The sequence below is a fragment of the Bacillus sp. jun7 genome (assembly GCF_051034795.1).
GTDB classification, from domain to species: Bacteria; Bacillota; Bacilli; order Bacillales; family Bacillaceae; genus Bacillus; species Bacillus velezensis.
Map to the genome: position 1 here is coordinate 2,163,509 of NZ_CP093219.1, position 18,493 is coordinate 2,182,001.

Sequence of the window (18,493 nt, forward strand, 5' to 3'; positions counted from 1 at the left end):
AAAATTAACCTTCCGATGTTTAAACAGCCGTTAAGCGGGAATAACTACTGCAAGCCAGAAATAGAAAGGAGTTTTTATCGTGAAACAAAAACTGCTCATTTCAGGACTTGCCGTGTCGACTGTCGGAGTGACTTCCTACCTGCTCAAAGATAAATCAAACCGCCAAAAGGTGATGAACTTTATCCGCAATATGAAAACATCGCTCTCCGGGAAGCAGGATATTGAATCATTCCCCGTCAACAAAGCAGGCAACCCGCATCCCGAAGATATTGAAGATAACAAAATGGTATCCGAAGGCTCCATGTACCCGGTTCAATATTATGATGACAAGAAGAAATAATCTGTTCCCGGGCTGCCCGGCCGTATCAAACGGCGGCAGCTTTTTTTATGCAGACGGCGTTTTATAGATCCGCCAATATTGGCGCGATCCTTTCTCCCGCACAGTAATGCCCAGTTTGGATATTTCCGCTTTCAGCTCTTTCGCATCTGCCTTTTCCTCCTCTTTCAGCGCCTTTTCTCTCGCTTTTAAAAGAGCATTTGCCCCAGGCTCCAAATCCGGCGTGTCCGGCACCCACCGTTTGTATTCTTCTTTAAAAGGATCTTCCGTCCCCAGCCAGACATACCCATGCGCGCGAAACGCATCAGCCGCTTTTTCAACCGCCGGCTCAAGCTTCTCCCGAAAAAGCTCCTGTCCTTCAGTGCCTAATAAGACAAGATACTTCCCATCCGTAAACACACCGGAAATGCTGTCTTTCGAAAACACGCTTTCTTCATTATATATGGTTAAGGACGCCTCGCTGTCCGTCACGACTGCCACAAGACTTTCTTTAAAAGCTGCCTGCGTCAGCCACACTCCCCCAATTAAGCCGATAACGGCGGTTGCAGCCGCAGCCTTCCATCCGTGAAAGGAAGCGATTATTTCCAGCGGCCCGTGAAAAGGCAGCCAATCCAATGTTACGGCCCACTTCGCAATGACCGGCAGAAACCATCCGATGACCAGCCCTAATAATGGCGGCACCAGAAAAACCAAAGCTTTTTCAACCGATGACAACTCAAGAACCGTCTGTTTTTTTATTTCGTTCATGTTTCTCCTCCGTCTGTGTTTTTCACAACTATCCATTATACAAAGGGTTGGATGATTCTGTAAACTGTTTCCGAAACAATAAAAAGCCTCCCGGCCGCCGGGAGGCTTTTTAAAACAGGAGCTCATATACTTCATTCAATTCCATCGTGCGCTTCTCATCCTGCTCGTTCTCAGCATATTTGATTTCCTTTTCAAGCACCTGATTCAGCGCATCCATTTCCAGATCATTTAGATCTTTCACGAACTCGCCTTCATTTGCATAATGCTTCACCTGAAGCTTTTTATAAATCCCCCGGCACACATCATGCTCCAAGTGGTTCGAAAGCGACTCGCGCAAATATCCAAGTGTCCTGTCCATCATGTAAGCCCTCCCTTTTCTTTAGGAATAGCTTCCCGGAAAGAGAGAAAAACTATACATGAAAGCACCGGGCGGCTGTTTTAACTCTGTACCTGAATGGAGAAAAATCCGCTGCTTAACGGCGTGTACGGCCCGTTCAGCCCCGTTGCGGAGAAAGAGAACGTTCCTGAACTGACATAAGAAAGAGGAACGCTGTAATATTTAATATAGCCTGTAACGATATTGCCGTTTTTCGTATATTCATCTTCCAGCGCTTTTGACGTAAGATTTGTAATATTCGTTCCGTTGTTAAACGCCTGGATCGAGTTATTGTTCGGATACCCTTGGAAATATACGGCTAAATAACCCGTTGTCCCCTTCATCGGTTTTGATGCGCTGATTTGGTTCGGCCCGATATTTTCCCATTGGTAATTCTGACCGTCAGACGTCACCCCGATAATACGGATTTGTGTTAAAGCAGGAGCGGGCGCCGCAGACGCTGACGGAGCCCACAACCCGCTCACAAGCAACAAAGCAGCGGCGGCCGCGGCAAATAGCATAACGAGTCTCTTTTTCATATTTCTTCCTCCTCTTAATCTTTTCGTAGAATCCTATACTATTTTACATGATTCCCAAGGAAAAAGATTACATTTTATAAAAGAGTCCGGAATATTTTGTGAACTAGATATGAAACGCTCTGGAAACGCCATTGATTATGAGAAAGATGCCGCAGATTCTTAACACGACTCTTGAACTTCTGTCATCCTTACCGAAAAAGGTTTTTCCGAGCCAGCCGATCCATACGTTCATTGCGGCTCCAGCGAGCACTTCTATGATTCCGATGATTTCTGCCATATACAAAGCAGCCATCCTCCTAACTGTGTTTTTTCATATTACGGTTTATCAAATAGAGTGATAAAACCAATGACGCTGCACCGGCGGCAAGAAACAGGCTCAGCGGCACTATCTGCATGCTGCCTCCGCCATTGTTTTGAAACGCGCCGATCGCCCATTTTTCAGGGGTAAACAATGACAGCATCCGCATGTACTCCGGAGCCGTGTCTAATGTGAAGAAAGCCCCTCCCAATAAACCCGTGACAGCTATAAAAACGGAAGCAAGCGACGTGAATTGCTTTTGGCTCTTCATGAACGGTATCACGGCCATCGTTACAGCAGTCAGCGCAAACGAGCAGGCCGCAAGCACCGCTCCAGCAGCAAAAACATGATCAGCAAAACGGATGTGCAGCATGAATGTTCCGGCAGCGAGAATCACGATAATATGGAGAAGTCCGAAAAGATACGCCGCCGCAAACTTAGAAATTGCATATGCCGTATAGGAAACGGGCGTGCTCAGCAATCTGTCGTATGTATGATTTTCTTGTTCATCTATAAATGATCGCAGGCTTTGGACTGCAACGAACCAGATAAACATCACTAAAAATCCGATAAGTCTGTCGGCTGCCTGTCCGCCTTCATAAACGTGATGGCGGTCAACGGTGACGGCGGAATGACCCTGAATATCCTTCAAGAGATCAGCTGCCGCCTGCTTTCCATCGGTGTGCAGCGTACGGGATATCACTTTTGCATCGCGGACTATTTTTTTCAGCGCGCCCGCCTGCTGCGCAATCAGCTGCTCTGTCAAAACAGCATCACCCTTTTCTTCATTCTGAATAAATGAAACGTTCAATTCATCTCCGGAAAATAATGTCTCTTCAAAATGAGAGCCGATCAGCAATCCAAAGGATATATCCTGATGATTAACCTTTGTTTTTAATACGTCCTCCGTGACCTTCGTGACTTTTATATGGCCGGCTGTCTGAATCATTTTCATAAATTGCGCTGAATAGGCGCTCTGATCCTCATCAGCTACATATACTTCCTTCTGCTGACTGCCTTCCGCAGAAAAGGAAAAGAAATATGTGAGAAGGAGCGGAGCGGAAATCGTCGCAAAGATGGCAGCCCGATTTTGCAGCATCAGTTTCAGCTGATGTCTGATCATGAATAACAGCTGCATCATGAAACAGCCTCCTTCCGTTTAAACACCCAGATGGTCAAACATAAAAACACGGCGCCGATGGCGGCAAGCTCTGCCAAATCCGTCAGAATACCGCTCAGACCGGCATGCTGCGTGACACTGATATAGCTGTTGATCGCTTTGCCGTTCGGTATCAGCTCCTGCACGATTTTCAAACTGTCAGGCAAGCCGTCTTTTGCGATAAAACTTCCGCCTAAAAAACTGAAGCCATACAGAATAGGAGCCGCCATGCTTGAGACGGTCTCGTGGTTTTTTGCAGTAACCCCCCAAAGGAGCACAATACTGCCGATCGCAAATGAATAAACGATCGTCACCAGCAATACTTCAAACAAATTGCCCCATTTTACCTGATATAAGATGCTGCTTGCGATGATGACGGCAGCCATTTGCATCAGGATGGCAAACATGATTCCCAAAAGCTTACCCGCCACGTATTGGATACGTAAAACAGGCATTGATTTGATTCTGAATAACGTGTGCTGCTGTCTCTCTTCCACTATCCCGTGAATGAGCGCAAACGCGGTCATAATGGAGAACATGACGACCATTGCGATTGAATAATACTGCATCGCATCAATCGGAGCCGCGTGATTGCCTGCGGACTGTTTCGGAATGGTGACAGTCTGTCCACGTTCACCCGAAAGGCCGCTGATGATTTTGCTGACATCTCCCTTTGACAGATGTCCCGACTGCTTGAGCACCGCTTTTTCTTCGCTGAATTCCGCTTTTACTCTGGTGACAAACGAATCGGCCATCATTTCCACAATGTCTCCATTTACAGAGCCTTGTTGGTCCGAGATGACTTTGATACTTGTTTTTTCATTGTGTTCCGCCGCTTTTGCAAAGCCTTTCGGCACGTATACAAAAACGGAGACTTTGCCGCTTTCGACAAGCTGTTTCCCTTCTTGATAACTGCCTATATCTTTTACACGGATGCGATCATTTTGGTTCAGCACGTCATTCTTTAATTGGTCACCCAAAGAACTCTCCGCGTGATCCGCATTATAAAACGCGGTCTGAAATGGCTTCACTTTTGAATCGCCGTGAAAAACCGTTCCTAAAATGAAAATCATCAGCGCCGGAAACAGAAGCAGTTTTATATAGAAAGACTTTGCGCCGGCCAATAACCGAAAATCTAATAAGATCAGCCTGAATAATATTTTCATGACGCCCCCTATGAATCCCGCAGCGTTTTGCCGGTGAGCCGGAGGAAAATGCTTTCCAGATTGGCTTCCTCGAAATGAATGCCCTTAATGGTGATACCGGTTTTCCTGATATCATCCGCAATATCAAGGATATTGCGATCTGCCGCAGAGACGAGCATCGTAATGGTCTGCCGGCTGACAGCAGCCTCGGCAACACCGGGAATGCGGCGGATTTTTTTAACGGCATCATCATTCAGCCCCTCTGCATTCACGGTCAGGGTATCAGAGGCTTTGGCTGACTGCTTCAATTCGTCTTTCGTCCCGCAGGCAATGATTGAGCCGTGATCCATGATCGCCGCTTTTTCACAGAGGTATTCGGCCTCTTCCATGTAATGGCTCGTGTAGATGACGGTCATCCCTTTTTCTTGATTTAACGTCTTCACGGTTTCAAGAATGTGGTGTCTGGATTGCGGATCAATTCCGACGGTCGGTTCATCTAAAATGAATAGTTTCGGTTCATTCATTAGCGCGGCACCTATATTCACCCGTCTTTTCATGCCGCCCGAAAACTCAGATATCCTTTGATTTCGCTGTTCCTGTAATTCGATGATGTCCAGCACTTCATCAACCCGTTTACAAAGTTCCTTACCGGAAAGTCCGTACAGACTTCCGAAAAAAGCCAAATTATCCTTTGCGCTTAACGCTTGATATAAAGCGATTTCCTGCGGGACGACTCCCATCACTTTTTTTATGGCCGCAGGCTGCTCCTGCAATGAGGCTCCGTCAATACAGATTGTTCCGCCCGTCGGCGGGAGCACGGTGCTGATCATCGACACCGTTGTTGATTTACCGGCGCCGTTTGGCCCCAGCAGACCGAATATCTCTCCTTTTTCGATGCGCAGTGATATATGATTGACAGCGGTAAAATCGCCGTACTTTTTTGTCAAATCCGTTAATTCGAGCATTCGTGCAGCACTCCTTGTGTCATGTCTGCACTTATTCTACTCTTGGCGATCCTTGTTTTCTATTCACTTTCGTACTCGATATGGGTATTACTTTCGTCATATGTTTAGTGATAAAAAGGGAGAGAGGAGGGTGAAGCGGGGTTATAGCAATTTTTGCAAATATAAGGTAAGCTCGGTTCTGTTTGACACTTCAAGTTTATCGAGGATTCTGGATACATAGTTTTTCACAGTGCCTTCAGTCAGAAATAAGTCTGCGGCAATGCGTTTATTGCTTTTGCCTTCCATAATGTGTTTCGCCACATCAAGCTCTCTCGGCGTGAGAATCTCCTTCAGCTTTGACCGCGGCTCTTCCTGCACCGCAGGGATCTCCATATTGTTCAGCGCTTTTACGACGGAAACCGTGATTTTGGGATTCAGCATCATCTTCCCTTCATAAACGGCTTGAAGGGAGGCGGTAATTTCATCTGAATCAGCATCCTTCAAGAGATAGCCGTCGGCTCCGCTTTTCAGCCCGGCAAAAATATAGTGATCATCTTCAAACGTTGTCAGAATGATGACTTTTACGGAAGGATATCGCGCTTTTACCGCTTTTGTCGTTTCGATTCCGTCCATACCGGGCATTCTGATATCCATCAAAATCACATCGGTTTCGGTTTGAGAAAGCAGCCGGAGAACCTCTTCGCCGCAAGAAGCCTCTCCCGATATTTGAATTCCTTCGTGAAGACTCAGAATCATTTTCAGCCCCTCTCTCACAATGGACTGGTCGTCTGCAATCATGACATTCACTTGATTATTCCTCCTTGCATGGAATCCTTATTTTCACGTCAAAACCCGTTTCCTTCCCGGAAGAGAAAACAGCCTCTCCGCCAAGTGCGGCCGCTCTTTTCTCAATTCCTTTCAGACCATTTGATTTTATGATCGTTCCGCAGGCTGAGCCGTTATTATGAATGTGCGCCAATATCATATTTCGGTTTTTTTGAATCCGGACAGAAACATATGAAGCATGTCCATGCTTTATCGCATTCGTAATCGTTTCCTGAACGGATTGATAAAGACAATGCTTCACATCCGGCTGTTCCGCTTCTATGGCCGCGTCCGTCTCCAGCTCGAAGCGAATGCCTCCCGCCTCTTGAAAATGACTGAAAATGTCACGGAGCTCTTGCTCAAACGCCCGCCCGGACAACGAGCCCTGCAGCAGCGTAACCGCCTGGCGAAGCTTTAAAATGGATTCTTTCGTAAGATCATGCGCTTTATGAATGATCTGCTTCACTTTGTCCGGCTGATGCCCGGCTGTCTTCCCGGCAAACTCTAAATTCATTTTCAGAGCAGCCAGATAATGACCGAGAGAATCATGCAGCTCCTGCGCAATTCTTGTTCTTTCTTTCGTAACGGCCAGTTCCTCAATCCGGTCTGAATATTCCTTCAGTGTTTTATTAGCAGTTTTCAGCTCTCGGTTCAGCAATTCTACCTTCGACTTCTCCTGCAGGTTTTTCCGATATAAATAAATCACCGCAAACATGATGAAGTATGGCGGCACGATATCACTGACACCCGCTCCTCCGGCGTATAAAGCTGCCGCAAATGCGGCGGCATTCACCGTTAATAAAACAGCCGAAATCTGCTGATCAGTAATAAGCACCTCCGCCAATAAAAGCACCATTACGGCCTGTGTCCCCACACTATAGACATTGTACAAAAGAACTCCCGCGATAACGTTGCTCAGGAGAAAAGAGCCTTGATATACAGCCGGCCTTCTCTTCATATATAGCGGCCGCAGGCAGTCATTAGCCGTCAGCATCATCACGAGCACAGACAAAAAAACCTTCAGTTCCCCCCGGCCGGGAGGAAGCTGAAGAATCGCGTGAAAGATTGATAGTAATGCAAAACCCCTGATCAGTAACTTCGTATGTGCAATCTTCATCGTATTCTCCTTACAGATGAGCGGCGGCTTTTCGCTCCACGTTCAGCACATCATACAGCTCATCAAGCGAATGAATTTCATACGTCGGGATGATCCCGGACTCATTTGCTTTCTTTCCGGGATTAAACCAGCACGTATCCATTCCCGCCATCTGACCGCCTTTTATGTCCGCGCTCAATGAATCGCCGATAATAAGACCGTGCCCGGCAGAAAAACCGGGAATTCTCGCAAATACATAATCAAAGTATTCCTTCATCGGCTTTTGAAAACCCGTGTCCTCAGATACAAACACATCTTTAAAAAACGGATACAGACCGGAGTCGCCCAGCCGCTTATATTGTGATCTTGAGACGCCGTTCGTCACGATGTATAAATCAAATAAAGGACTCAGCCGTTCAATCAGCTCATAAGCTCCGTCTATCATCTGGTGCCCTTCTTCTAAGTATTGGCGGTACGCCTGATTCATCAGCACGCCGTCGGCTTCGAGGCCGTATTCTTTAAATAAAAGGGCAAACCGTGTATTCACCACTTCATCGCGGGTCATTTCCCCCTCTTCAAACGCCTGCCACAGCCCTTGATTTAACGCTTTATAACGGGCTTCCACCTCTGCCGTCAGCTCCAGCTTTGAACCTTGGAACAATTTTTGAAGAGCATCGGTTTCTGAAGCGGTAAAATCCAGCAGCGTATTGTCTATATCAAATAATAACGTACGGTAATGACTCATCGATGTTTCCCCCGGTTCTGCTTTTTTTAACCAGTATACCACTCGCGGACAAGCCGAAAAAGACACCCCTGTAAGAGAGGTGTCTTTTTGAATTATACAGCGTCTTCTATTTTCGATTTTTCACCAGGCATGCGCTTGCCGATACCGAACGCATAATAGCTGACCGTCACAATCGCCAGGAAAATCACCCCGACAACCAAAGAAATCCGCGTATCTTTGTTAAACCACATGCCGATCAATACCATGAGTAAGAAAGCGATCGTCAAATAGTTTGTAAACGGCGCAAAAGGCATCTTAAACGGATGCTTATCAAGCTCAGCGCCCTTCGCTCTTCTGAAACCGAGATGGCTGATTAAAATGACGAACCACGGAATCATTCCCGGCAGCACACTCGCGCTGTACACATAAACAAAAATTTTCGGAGGCGCGATGTAGTTCAGCACAACACCGATCACAAGTCCGATTAATACCGCAAGCGTACCGAATATCGGCACACCGCTCGAAGAAACTTTCTTAAAGAATTTCGGTGCCTGTCCGTTCACGCCTAACGTATAAAGCATACGTCCCGCACTGAATATCCCGCTGTTGCATCCGGACATCGCAGCGGTAATCACCACAAAGTTAATCAGACCGGCCGCCGCCGTAATCCCGACTTTCGCAAATGTCGAAACAAACGGACTGCCGAGTGAGTGAAGCTCATTCCACGGATATACGGTAACGATTACGAAAATCGCACCGATGTAGAAAATTAAAATCCGCCAGATAATACTCTGAATCGCGCTTCGCAGCGTTTTTTGCGGGTCCTTCGCTTCCCCTGCCGTAATTCCGATCAGCTCGACCCCTTGATAGGCCGCAACAACCAAAGACAAAGCAAAGAAAAATCCTGAAAAACCATTTGTAAAGAAACCGCCGTGCGACCATAAATTAGATAATCCGATCGCATGCCCTCCGTTACCGAAACCGAAGAAAATAATTCCGATTCCGGCCACAATCATCAGAATAATGGTGACGATTTTGATCATGGCAAACCAAAATTCAAACTCACCGAAAGATTTTACTGAAATTAAATTCGCCGCACCGAGAATGGCCATGGCGATAATGCCGGGAATCCATGCCGGCAGATCAGGAAACCAATATTTCATATACGAACCGACGGCGATAATTTCAGACATCCCGACGATCACCCATTGAAACCAGTTGCTCCACGCCGTCATATAGCCGGCTAACGGATGTATATACTTATGGCCGAATGTCGCAAACGACCCTGTACTCGGCTCTACATAGAGCATTTCGCCCATCGCACGCATGATAAAAAAGATAAAGATACCCGAGATCGCATAAGCCAGCAGGACAGACGGCCCGGTCCATCCGATCGTGCTGGATGACCCCATGAATAAACCGACACCGATTGTGCCGCCCAGCGCAATCATCTGTATATGACGCGCGCCTAAGCCTCTCTTTAATTCTTTGTTTGCCACTTCGCTTCCTCCTCTTAACAGCTCTGATATATGTGAAATAATGAAGCAGAAGGTGCACCTGTTGAACCTAACTCAATCTTCATTTCCCGCAATATTAGAAATATTCTATCTTCCTATCGTTATATAATCTCCAATTTCCTTATTCCATCATAATAAATTTTCGTGAAAAATACAATTGTTTTTTTCAGGTAAACACCTTACACTCTGAACCAATGGAGTAAAAATAAAGCGCTTCATTTTCATTGAATTATGAATATTGAGATAATAAATGCCGCAGCCTCCGAGAAACATTATTTCCCAGGAGAAACGTTTTCCGCCCCCTATTCAATATTATTTTTGCTAAGCAGAATGGCGTAAAGCCTTACTCTCTTCCATTCTCCCTTGTATACGCCATAATCCTGCTTAACCCGGCAAAAATCATGCATTAATCGATAAATGCCTCATTCAGCCGCAGCAAAAGCCGGCCGAACATTTCTTTTTCATCGCCGGACCAATCGTCAAGCATACGATGATACCGCTCAAGGCGCATCTTTTTATCAGCTTTTAACCTCTGTTTGCCAAGCTTCGTAATCGCAAACAGACTGACCCGCCCGTCAGAAGGATCAGAAAAACGCTGGATCAGCTCTTTCGACTCCAAGGCCGCTGCCTGGCGTGACAATGTGGAAATATCCAGCTTAAATGATTCGGCCAATTCCTTCACACGCGCAGGCCCGAATTCATCCAGCTGCCGTAGTAACAAATACGCAGCCCTTTCCAGATGTCCGATTTTACGGTCGGAGTTATCAAGATAAACAGCTCTCCTGATAAAAGTGGTGAGCTCATATTCAATTAATTCAATCGGATCTTGTTTTGACAAACGCCTCACTCCTTACATTGACAACAGCAACATTAGTTGTATAATACAAACATATGCACATTTACTCAGAAAACATATAGAAATATTTTGCATACATATATTTGTATAGTACAAATATATGTGCCAAAAGTAAAGAAACTTATAGAAACATCAAGAAAGGGGGAAGCTGCTCTTCTCCAAAGAACAGCATTGTCGTGAAAGTCATACGCATCATCTTGCAAATCATTATTTTATTCGCATTTTCCTTTATCGGGGGAGCCGTTCAGCAGTTCTTTCACCTGCCCATTCCCGGAAGCATCATCGGTTTGATCCTGCTGATCATATGTTTATCGGTTAAGATCATTCCCGTCAAAATGATTGAAGACGGAGCCGGATTTTTGCTGTCTTTTCTTCCGCTCTTATTCATTCCGGCCATGACGGGCGTCATCAATTACCCGTCACTGTTTTCCGCCAGCGGGGCTGCTCTGTTTCTGATCATCGTGCTGAGCACCATCGTCACAATGATCGCCGCAGGATACGCCAGCCAGCTGTTAGAGCATAAAGCCAATCAGAGAAAGGAGAAAAAGAAGTGCAGCAAGCATGTATCGCAATCGTTATAATTTTGTTAACGGCCGCCGCCTATCTGGCTATGGTGAGATTATATGTGCGCTTTCCATATCCCTTTCTCATACCGGTTTTGACGACTACGATTTTCATTATCGCCGTGCTGCTTGTTTTTCATATTCCGTATAAAGCGTATATGATCGGCGGACAATGGATCAATTCACTGCTCGGACCCGCCGTGGTGGCTTTGGCATACCCGCTTTATAAGCAGCGCCGGGTGTTAATCAAGTATATGTTTCCGATCATCGGCGGCGTGTTGGCCGGTTTATTCTCCGGAATGGTCAGCGGCCTGCTATTTGCAGAGCTGTTCGGCATCAGCCGGAGTTTGATTTTGTCAATTATCCCAAAATCAATTACGACTCCTGTCGCCATACAGATTGCGTCCGGTATCGGCGGTGTCCCTTCCATGACAGTCGTGTTCGTCATGATCGCAGGGTTTTCCGGCGTTATCTTAGGACCGCTGCTTCTCAAGTGGATCCGCATCCGCAGCTCACTCGGGAAAGGAATTGCATTCGGGAGCGCTTCCCATGCGCTCGGCACCTCAAAAGCAATGGAGTACGGAGAATTAACGGTCTCCATGAGTTCTGTTTCCATGACGCTCTGCGCCGTGTTAGGGTCGGTCTTCGGCCCCGTTGTAGCATGGATGTTTCAAATTTAAAGCCGGCGGTTCTCCGTCAGCTTTTTTCATGTGCGGATCATCTCATTTCCTTCCATTATTATGTTTCATTTGTAAGAATAATGGTAAAGTAGAAAACAAGGAGGGATTTAATGATGACTGGAGCAATTCCGCAAAAGAAACTGCTGGATGGGACAAGCATTCCCGCGATCGGCTTCGGTACATACGCTCTTAATGGAAACAATGGCGTTCATGCCATTACCAGCGCCATTGATATCGGCTACCGTCTGATTGATACCGCTTATAACTATGAAAATGAAGGGACGGTCGGAGAAGCCATCCGCAGAAGCTCTGTTCCGAGAGAACAGCTATACGTGACGTCCAAGCTGCCCGGGCGCTACCATGACTATGACAAAGCTGTACAAACCATCCAAGAATCTTTATACCGCGCCGGTCTGGACTACTATGACCTGTATCTCGTCCATTGGCCGAATCCGAAACAAGACCGCTACACGGAAGCATGGCAGGCACTGATTGATGCGAAAAAATGGGGCCTGATCCGATCCATCGGCGTCTGCAATTTCCTGCCTGAGCACATCGAACGGCTCGAACGTGAAACCGGCGTAAAGCCAGGCATCAACCAAATTGAACTGCATCCCGCTTTTAATCAGCAGCAGCAGCGCCAATGGCACGAAGAACAGGGCATCGTGACAGAATCATGGAGTCCGTTATCCCGCGCCGGCGAAGTATTGAACGATCAAAAACTCGGACAGATTGCGGACAAATACGGCAAAACCATTTCTCAAGTCATTTTACGCTGGCATATCCAGCTGGGCGCCATCCCGATTCCAAAATCAGCATCGCCCGAGCGCCAGCTTGAAAACATCTCTGTTTTTGATTTCTCCCTTGATGAAAACGACATGAGCATCATCGACTCGCTTACCCGCCCCGACGGACGCATAAACGGCCAAGACCCGGCGGAGTATGAGGAGTTTTAAGAAAACACATAAAGAAAAGCTGACGGCATCGTTCGTCAGCTTTTTTCTGAATCTTTATCTGGTTCTCGCTAACAAACACAATGTACGATTTCAATATGGCTTAAAGGCCTATCAATTTTAACACTCAGTGTTAGAGCCATAAGGAGTACACCTTTCATCTATTATGGCTAACACTGAATCCTAAATGGAATATTTATTTTAAGTACTCAACTCGGCTATTTATAGATACGTTTAGTCCTTATTTTTTCTTTAAGACGGCTGCAAAAAACTCTCCGTTATTTTTATATTCCTCGCCATTGACATCTGCATAGACTTTTTCAAGGTTAAACCCTGCTTCATTCACTTCTTTTTCTAAATTTTCAATGCTAAAATGCTGGTTCCAATAATTATAATTCACTAATTTCCCATCATCAAAAACCAAAACATTTTTTGCCAAAGTAACATTATCAGGATATTTAATTGCAGCGTATAAGGTCAAATGTTCCTTATCCGATATCAGACTGTCCTTTTTTGATAGGAACCACATTAAATTCTCTTCAAATTTTTCATAACTCTTCTCTGATAAGACATCTAATAGAACTAATCCTCCAGGTTTTAAACCGCGATAGATGTTGTTAAGTATTTTTCTTCTGTTGGTCGGACTAAAAACACCATAGATTTGATAAATGAGCAGAGCTACATCAAATTCACTTTCGATTTCGAGATTCGTAATATCTTCAATCTTATAATCTATTTGCAAATTCATTTTATCCGCTTCACTAATAGCATAATCGATTGATTTTTTATTATAATCTACACCAGTCACGTTATAGCCTTTTAATGCTAAATTTTGAGAATAGAGCCCCGGGCCACATCCTAAGTCAATAATTTTATTATTACATTCTACTGGTGCTATTTTTGTAATAAAATCCACAGTCTCATCAACAAATGAGCTCCCTTTGCTGCCTCCGGGTATATTCTCATCAAAATGTGATTTCAAAACAAGTTCAGCTCTATCTGGATCAAGCCATACCTCTTGTGTACCTTCTTCAAATGGTTCAGGGTTTTTTGCCAATCCTAATAACTTTTTAATTGTTGTCACCTTCTATAGTTTTTTCATGATTTGTTAATGATAATTAAGAACTCTTGGGTGCTGATTTTAAGTACAAGCACCCAAGAAATGATAAACTTGAGGCTTCTCCGACAGTCCAATACAGTGTTCATCATTTATACTTCATTAATATTCAATGAAGCAAGATTGTTTTAACAATGATTACTTACTGAAGAAACAAAACCGCTAGTTGTTGTTACTGTCCATGTCGTTGTAATTGTCGCATCCACAGCTATACCTTTACCATCTGTCTCTTTCTCTAACTTTTGCAATTCCAAAACATCATTCATCTTTCTCACCTCCTTTCGAGTGTTAACAGACATTCATTTATCATCTATTGGGGATAATATTATTAATTTATTCCAACTGGAATATCTTTCATTTTTGTTTCCGCTAAAAATTTATCTGTGTTGACCAATGGTAACCAATAAAGTGGATTGCTTTTTACAATTCCCATTAGTGCTAACACTATACCTGAGCTGCCTGTATAAACATCATCAGATAATCTATAAGAAAATTGCCCCGGATAAACATAATAATCATTTTTCTCAATTAAAAAGATATTAAGCAGATCCATTACTTCCATAAGAATTCCCTTCCTTAATTTTCTATTATCAACCATAGAAGGAATTAAAAGGAAGCTACCTGCGCCATCAAATAAACCTCCACTGATTGTGCAGCGTATCTTTGATAGATTTAAAATGGCTCTAAATTCTTCATTAAATAGATCTTGTCCACTTACATGGTTTAAAAACCAAATTGACGCAGCAACTCCAATAGACCCTCCAGAGAGATATGGCAATAATCGGTTTCTATCATCCAAAGTCTGTAATACACCGGTTACATCATCTTTTTTTGTCTTTTCCAAGTCTTTCTTTAAAAATAACTCAGCTTCCTCTAAATATCTTTTATTATTGGTTGCTGAATAAAGCGCTGAATAAAACAGAGATACGCCAGATAATCCATCAATTAAACCTATACCTACCGCCATCCAGTCATTAACTTTTAATGACTCGTCTTTAACCTTATTTAGGTCAATCAATTTTTCTATCTCTTTCGCAAACTCCAAGTATTCTTTACTTTCCGTCTCAAAATATAAACTGATTAAGAACAGGCCTATTCCTGAAAGACCTGATCGTAAAGAAATGTTGGTTGTTTCATTTACATTACTTCTCAGAACATTCAATTCATTTAAAACAGTTTCCTTGTACCCCTTCTCATAAAGCAGAGCCAGCATTCCTGTTTTTCCAGTTAATAAACCATTATCATCGCCAGTCGATAGGTTATCCACCAAAAAACTTTGAATCCAATTATCTACATTCTCAGACTTCGAGTTACATCTGGTAAGAATATAGGCAGCGCCACTCCCCCCAGTGAGAAAGTTGAATTTTCCTCCGTTCATTTCAAACTGACGAATATCACCGTTTACGAGCCTTTCATCATCTATTAAATTGTTTTCTAGACCCTTTATCAACTTATTAATCATGGAATATAAGTTGATATCCCTTTTCTTGTTATAAAGGTTAATCTCTCTGGGAAGATATTTGTGATAACCTTTTATTTTATCATCACATTTTTTTTGCAACTCTAAAATGAAATGATAAAATGATTCTCCATAATTCATCTTTATCCAGTATAAATGGTTATCTTGCAGATACCCATCCATATTGTCTGATGAGAGCACTGGCAGTGCTAAATATCTTACTAATCTCTTTAACCCAAACCAGTCTCTAGAACCACCTGCCTTCATTTCTTGAGAAACAAACCCGATTGTTGCCATACTAGGTTTTTCTTCAGACTCTACGGGCATTGCAGTCTCAAAATCTATTATCTTAACGGTTAAATCTTCAGTTACCATCACATTTGCTGGCTGCAAATCACCCATAGCAACTCCGTTATTATGCATTTGATCTATCAGAGCAAAGAGTTGTAACAATATTTTTTTTATATTCTTAGCATGATTACATATACTATCGCCATCTTCATCTCTAAAGAATGGATACTCTTGTGCAATCCATTGTCTCAAATCTCTTCCTTCAATGAATTCCTCTACTAAAAAGTAATGTTCCCATTCTTGGAAGTACTCAATTAGATTGACCACGCCATGTATGTTCTTAAGCTTTTTTAAAGTATCATATTCAATTTTTTGCCTTTCTAACGCATCTCTGGGTCCTCCATCTAAACCAGCATTTGGTCTGGCTTCTTTAAGAATAACTTTCAAGTTATCTTTCTTTCGAGTCGCAAGATATACCCCTCCTGCGTTACTGTAGCTCAGTGCAGTAATGATATCATACTTCGCTAAATGGCTTTCCCCCTGTTGTTCTGAGTCGTCAGAATGATTGATCGTATTAAGATAATCATCAAAGTCTTTTACAAAATCAGGGGTCTGATAAAAGGGTGTTCTTTGATCCTTAATTAAATTACCACTTTCATCCCTAATACAGTGCTCACCATGTTCATTAAAAATAAGCTTAAATCCGCCATATCTGTAAAATACATTAGTATTTTTCCACCTCTTATCACTGAGTATATAGGGACCTTTTTTGAAATCCTTTGTTATTTCAGATAAGTCTTGCAACAATTCAACAAAGATTTCTTCATTAGCCGGGTACACCGTTATAAATTTGCCGGAAGAAGCTCGATTTGCATTTTTTGAATTCATATTAATAAAACTATGCATATCCTTTAGGTGTTTAAATTCAATTTTCTTACCCATACAAAAGCGGGCAACCCTATCCAATACACTTTGTGCGTCCTCTAACAATGAAGTTAAATGAATTTTCCACCCCTGCTCTGGTAACGATACACCCTTAACATGATAATATTTCCATACTGAGTTGCTATCTGAGATAACAGTATAGGTATCAGGGATGTCATTCACTTCATATGTATTCAGTGTCATCTCTTGTTTCCCGAAATACTCGGAATTTGCCTTCAGATATTGATGATATAGCATGTTGCCTTCCATAAAAGCCCCCCCATTTTTATATGCTAAATATTAACCCTCAAGGTCACAAAGTTCTTTATATGCAAAGACAACACCTTATCCTGTTATAACTTGATCAGCATAAAATCAATACACACGCTGCTAAAATTCTTTTTTATGATATATAGCTGAGGCAATGAAAAATGAAATGATATATAAGATAACGCCGATCATGAGATATATAATAGGGACATATAAAGAAGAATTTATGTGCAAAAATGACAGCGGTACTTGTTCTGCTACATACCCAACGATACTTTGCAATCCAAAGGTAGCAAAAAGTCCCCCCATTGCCCCTCCAATCACGATAGCATCGGATTTTTCCGGGCCTATCATGTAGAGAAGAGGATAAACGATTGCACCGGCAAAGAGAACGATGAACGTTCCAAAAGAGACAATATTAAATATACCGTCAATTGGTTCATCAGAACCCAGGCTGTATACAACGAAAATACCATAAGATATTACAGCTCCGATCACAACAATCAAAAGATAAAAGAAATAGTGACTTTGAACAATATTTGTTCTGCTGACCGGTAAAGTCAGGACATACCTGTCATAGCCAGACTTGCTCTCATACTTTATAACCTCAAGTGCGGGCATAACGACAAACAATATAATCAGCATAGCAACAAAACGATGCATTGAAGCATCCCCAAAATAAAAAATGACTGCTGATACCAATATGGCCAACCCTGTGTATGCAAAGAAACTCCGATAAACCAAGTAATAGTTAGTCAGTAATAGACCTCTCAATGTTTTCACTCCTCGTTAAAAAGACGCTGATTTCTTCTATGGAAATGGTGTTGGCCGTTACGCCATTCGGCAACTTCTGTTGATCCGATACAAGCACACTCCAATAAGATCCATGATTCCTTTTTGCTAGAACGATATCTTCGTCAAGCTCAGCCAATTGGCCTTCATCAACATCTATAACGGTATAGCTTTCAAGAACCTTATCTTTCTCTTCATTTAATAAAATTTCGCCATCTTTCATAATAATGATATGGCTGGCTATCTTCTCGACATCAGTCATAATGTGCGATGAAAGTAAAATACCGCCGTTGCTTTTACTCACAAAGCTTTTTAATTCATTTAACAGATCATCTCTTGAAGAAGGATCAAGCCCTCCCGTTGCTTCATCCAGGAGTAATAATTTTGCATTATGCGACAAAGCAACAGCTACAGATAACTTCATTGACATGCCGCGCGAGAATGTATTCACTTTTTTGTCCATAGGTAAAGAGAAAGAATGAACCAACCGGTAAAAATGGTCTTGGTCCCAAGCGTCGAATAGTTTCTTAAATACATGGTTCAGCTGCTTTATCGTAAGGTGCGCGGGCAGATTCATCGCATCAAATACGACCCCAATATCTTCTTTAAACTTTATATGTTTATCCAGATTCTCCTCACCAAAGATTTTCACTTTTCCTCTATCTTGAGAGATTAACCCTAATATCGTCTTAAATGTTGTTGATTTGCCTGCGCCGTTATCACCGATAAAACCGACAATTGATCCGGCAGGCACATTGAATGTAACATCCTTTAAAACAGCTTTATGACCAAAAGATTTGCTGATGTTTCTGATTTCTAAAAGATTTGACATCATTCCACTCCTATCATTGTTGTCAGGACTTTTTTAAGAATTGAACCGG

At 43.1% G+C, this 18,493-nt stretch carries 21 protein-coding genes; 4 read left to right on the plus strand and 17 right to left on the minus strand.

All coding sequences use genetic code 11. The features are described 5' to 3' along the window. The first annotated feature begins 79 nt into the window (after positions 1-79). The gene (locus MJQ52_RS10305; protein WP_003156732.1) at positions 80-340 is read left to right on the plus strand and encodes a hypothetical protein; all 261 of its coding nucleotides are present in this window, start codon (positions 80-82) and stop codon (positions 338-340) included. Positions 341-385: 45 nt separating this feature from the next. On the opposite strand, the gene MJQ52_RS10310 is transcribed toward MJQ52_RS10305, so the two are convergent. From MJQ52_RS10310 to MJQ52_RS10365, 12 genes are all read right to left on the minus strand, one after another. Beyond that, entirely contained in the window at positions 386-1,084 is a 699-nt protein-coding gene (locus MJQ52_RS10310; protein WP_191073257.1) for a YqeB family protein, read from the minus strand. 109 nt (positions 1,085-1,193) lie between these two features. Further along, entirely contained in the window at positions 1,194-1,442 is a 249-nt protein-coding gene (locus tag MJQ52_RS10315; RefSeq protein WP_007408989.1) for a sigma-G-dependent sporulation-specific acid-soluble spore protein CsgA, read from the minus strand. 80 nt (positions 1,443-1,522) lie between these two features. Next, positions 1,523-1,999 (minus strand): DUF4879 domain-containing protein, encoded by a 477-nt coding sequence (locus MJQ52_RS10320; RefSeq protein WP_015239070.1) that lies wholly within the window; start codon positions 1,997-1,999, stop codon positions 1,523-1,525. Positions 2,000-2,102: 103 nt separating this feature from the next. Then, positions 2,103-2,282: a hypothetical protein gene (locus tag MJQ52_RS10325; RefSeq protein ID WP_003156739.1), complete on the minus strand. Its 180-nt coding sequence runs from the start codon at positions 2,280-2,282 to the stop codon at positions 2,103-2,105. A gap of 13 nt (positions 2,283-2,295) precedes the next feature. Beyond that, positions 2,296-3,438 carry an ABC transporter permease gene (locus MJQ52_RS10330; protein WP_191073256.1) on the minus strand — a complete coding sequence of 381 codons (1,143 nt, stop codon included), beginning with the start codon at positions 3,436-3,438 and terminating at the stop codon, positions 2,296-2,298. Next, positions 3,435-4,622 carry an ABC transporter permease gene (locus MJQ52_RS10335; RefSeq protein ID WP_102421938.1) on the minus strand — a complete coding sequence of 396 codons (1,188 nt, stop codon included), beginning with the start codon at positions 4,620-4,622 and terminating at the stop codon, positions 3,435-3,437. The genes MJQ52_RS10330 and MJQ52_RS10335 overlap by 4 nt, the downstream gene beginning before the upstream one ends. An 8-nt stretch (positions 4,623-4,630) precedes the next feature. Next, the gene (locus tag MJQ52_RS10340) at positions 4,631-5,566 is read right to left on the minus strand and encodes an ABC transporter ATP-binding protein (RefSeq protein WP_102421939.1); all 936 of its coding nucleotides are present in this window, start codon (positions 5,564-5,566) and stop codon (positions 4,631-4,633) included. 141 nt (positions 5,567-5,707) lie between these two features. Then, on the minus strand, positions 5,708-6,352 hold the full coding sequence (locus MJQ52_RS10345; protein WP_070081300.1) for a response regulator: 645 nt from the start codon (positions 6,350-6,352) through the stop codon (positions 5,708-5,710). 4 nt (positions 6,353-6,356) lie between these two features. Then, complete coding sequence (locus MJQ52_RS10350) at positions 6,357-7,487, minus strand: sensor histidine kinase (RefSeq protein WP_102421940.1); 1,131 nt, start codon at positions 7,485-7,487, stop codon at positions 6,357-6,359. A 10-nt stretch (positions 7,488-7,497) separates the two neighbouring features. Next, the gene (locus MJQ52_RS10355) at positions 7,498-8,211 is read right to left on the minus strand and encodes a YjjG family noncanonical pyrimidine nucleotidase (protein WP_032872660.1); all 714 of its coding nucleotides are present in this window, start codon (positions 8,209-8,211) and stop codon (positions 7,498-7,500) included. Positions 8,212-8,303: 92 nt separating this feature from the next. After that, the gene (locus MJQ52_RS10360) at positions 8,304-9,689 is read right to left on the minus strand and encodes an amino acid permease (protein ID WP_003156747.1); all 1,386 of its coding nucleotides are present in this window, start codon (positions 9,687-9,689) and stop codon (positions 8,304-8,306) included. Positions 9,690-10,113: 424 nt separating this feature from the next. Next, entirely contained in the window at positions 10,114-10,545 is a 432-nt protein-coding gene (locus tag MJQ52_RS10365) for a MarR family winged helix-turn-helix transcriptional regulator (RefSeq protein ID WP_003156749.1), read from the minus strand. Positions 10,546-10,739: 194 nt separating this feature from the next. Here MJQ52_RS10365 and MJQ52_RS10370 point away from each other — a divergent pair, with 194 nt between their 5' ends. The 3 genes from MJQ52_RS10370 (at position 10,740) to MJQ52_RS10380 (ending at position 12,762) form a co-directional block, all read left to right on the plus strand. After that, positions 10,740-11,144 (plus strand): CidA/LrgA family holin-like protein, encoded by a 405-nt coding sequence (locus MJQ52_RS10370; RefSeq protein WP_003156751.1) that lies wholly within the window; start codon positions 10,740-10,742, stop codon positions 11,142-11,144. After that, positions 11,114-11,806 carry an LrgB family protein gene (locus tag MJQ52_RS10375; protein ID WP_191073255.1) on the plus strand — a complete coding sequence of 231 codons (693 nt, stop codon included), beginning with the start codon at positions 11,114-11,116 and terminating at the stop codon, positions 11,804-11,806. The genes MJQ52_RS10370 and MJQ52_RS10375 overlap by 31 nt, the downstream gene beginning before the upstream one ends. A 110-nt stretch (positions 11,807-11,916) precedes the next feature. Continuing rightward, a complete protein-coding gene (locus MJQ52_RS10380; protein ID WP_079005263.1) occupies positions 11,917-12,762 on the plus strand; it encodes an aldo/keto reductase in 846 nt (281 codons plus the stop codon). A 238-nt stretch (positions 12,763-13,000) separates the two neighbouring features. On the opposite strand, the gene MJQ52_RS10385 is transcribed toward MJQ52_RS10380, so the two are convergent. From MJQ52_RS10385 to MJQ52_RS10405, 5 genes are all read right to left on the minus strand, one after another. Next, positions 13,001-13,843 (minus strand): class I SAM-dependent methyltransferase, encoded by an 843-nt coding sequence (locus MJQ52_RS10385; RefSeq protein ID WP_094247284.1) that lies wholly within the window; start codon positions 13,841-13,843, stop codon positions 13,001-13,003. Between the two features lie 161 nt (positions 13,844-14,004). Then, positions 14,005-14,142, minus strand: coding sequence for a class III lanthipeptide (locus tag MJQ52_RS10390; protein ID WP_020955245.1), 138 nt, complete (start codon positions 14,140-14,142; stop codon positions 14,005-14,007). A 62-nt stretch (positions 14,143-14,204) separates the two neighbouring features. Further along, a complete protein-coding gene (gene lanKC, locus MJQ52_RS10395; RefSeq protein ID WP_094247285.1) occupies positions 14,205-16,820 on the minus strand; it encodes a class III lanthionine synthetase LanKC in 2,616 nt (871 codons plus the stop codon). Positions 16,821-16,940: 120 nt separating this feature from the next. Then, the gene (locus MJQ52_RS10400; RefSeq protein ID WP_094247286.1) at positions 16,941-17,594 is read right to left on the minus strand and encodes an ABC-2 transporter permease; all 654 of its coding nucleotides are present in this window, start codon (positions 17,592-17,594) and stop codon (positions 16,941-16,943) included. After that, positions 17,572-18,444 carry an ABC transporter ATP-binding protein gene (locus tag MJQ52_RS10405; RefSeq protein WP_094247287.1) on the minus strand — a complete coding sequence of 291 codons (873 nt, stop codon included), beginning with the start codon at positions 18,442-18,444 and terminating at the stop codon, positions 17,572-17,574. The genes MJQ52_RS10400 and MJQ52_RS10405 overlap by 23 nt, the downstream gene beginning before the upstream one ends. Positions 18,445-18,493: the final 49 nt, after the last annotated feature.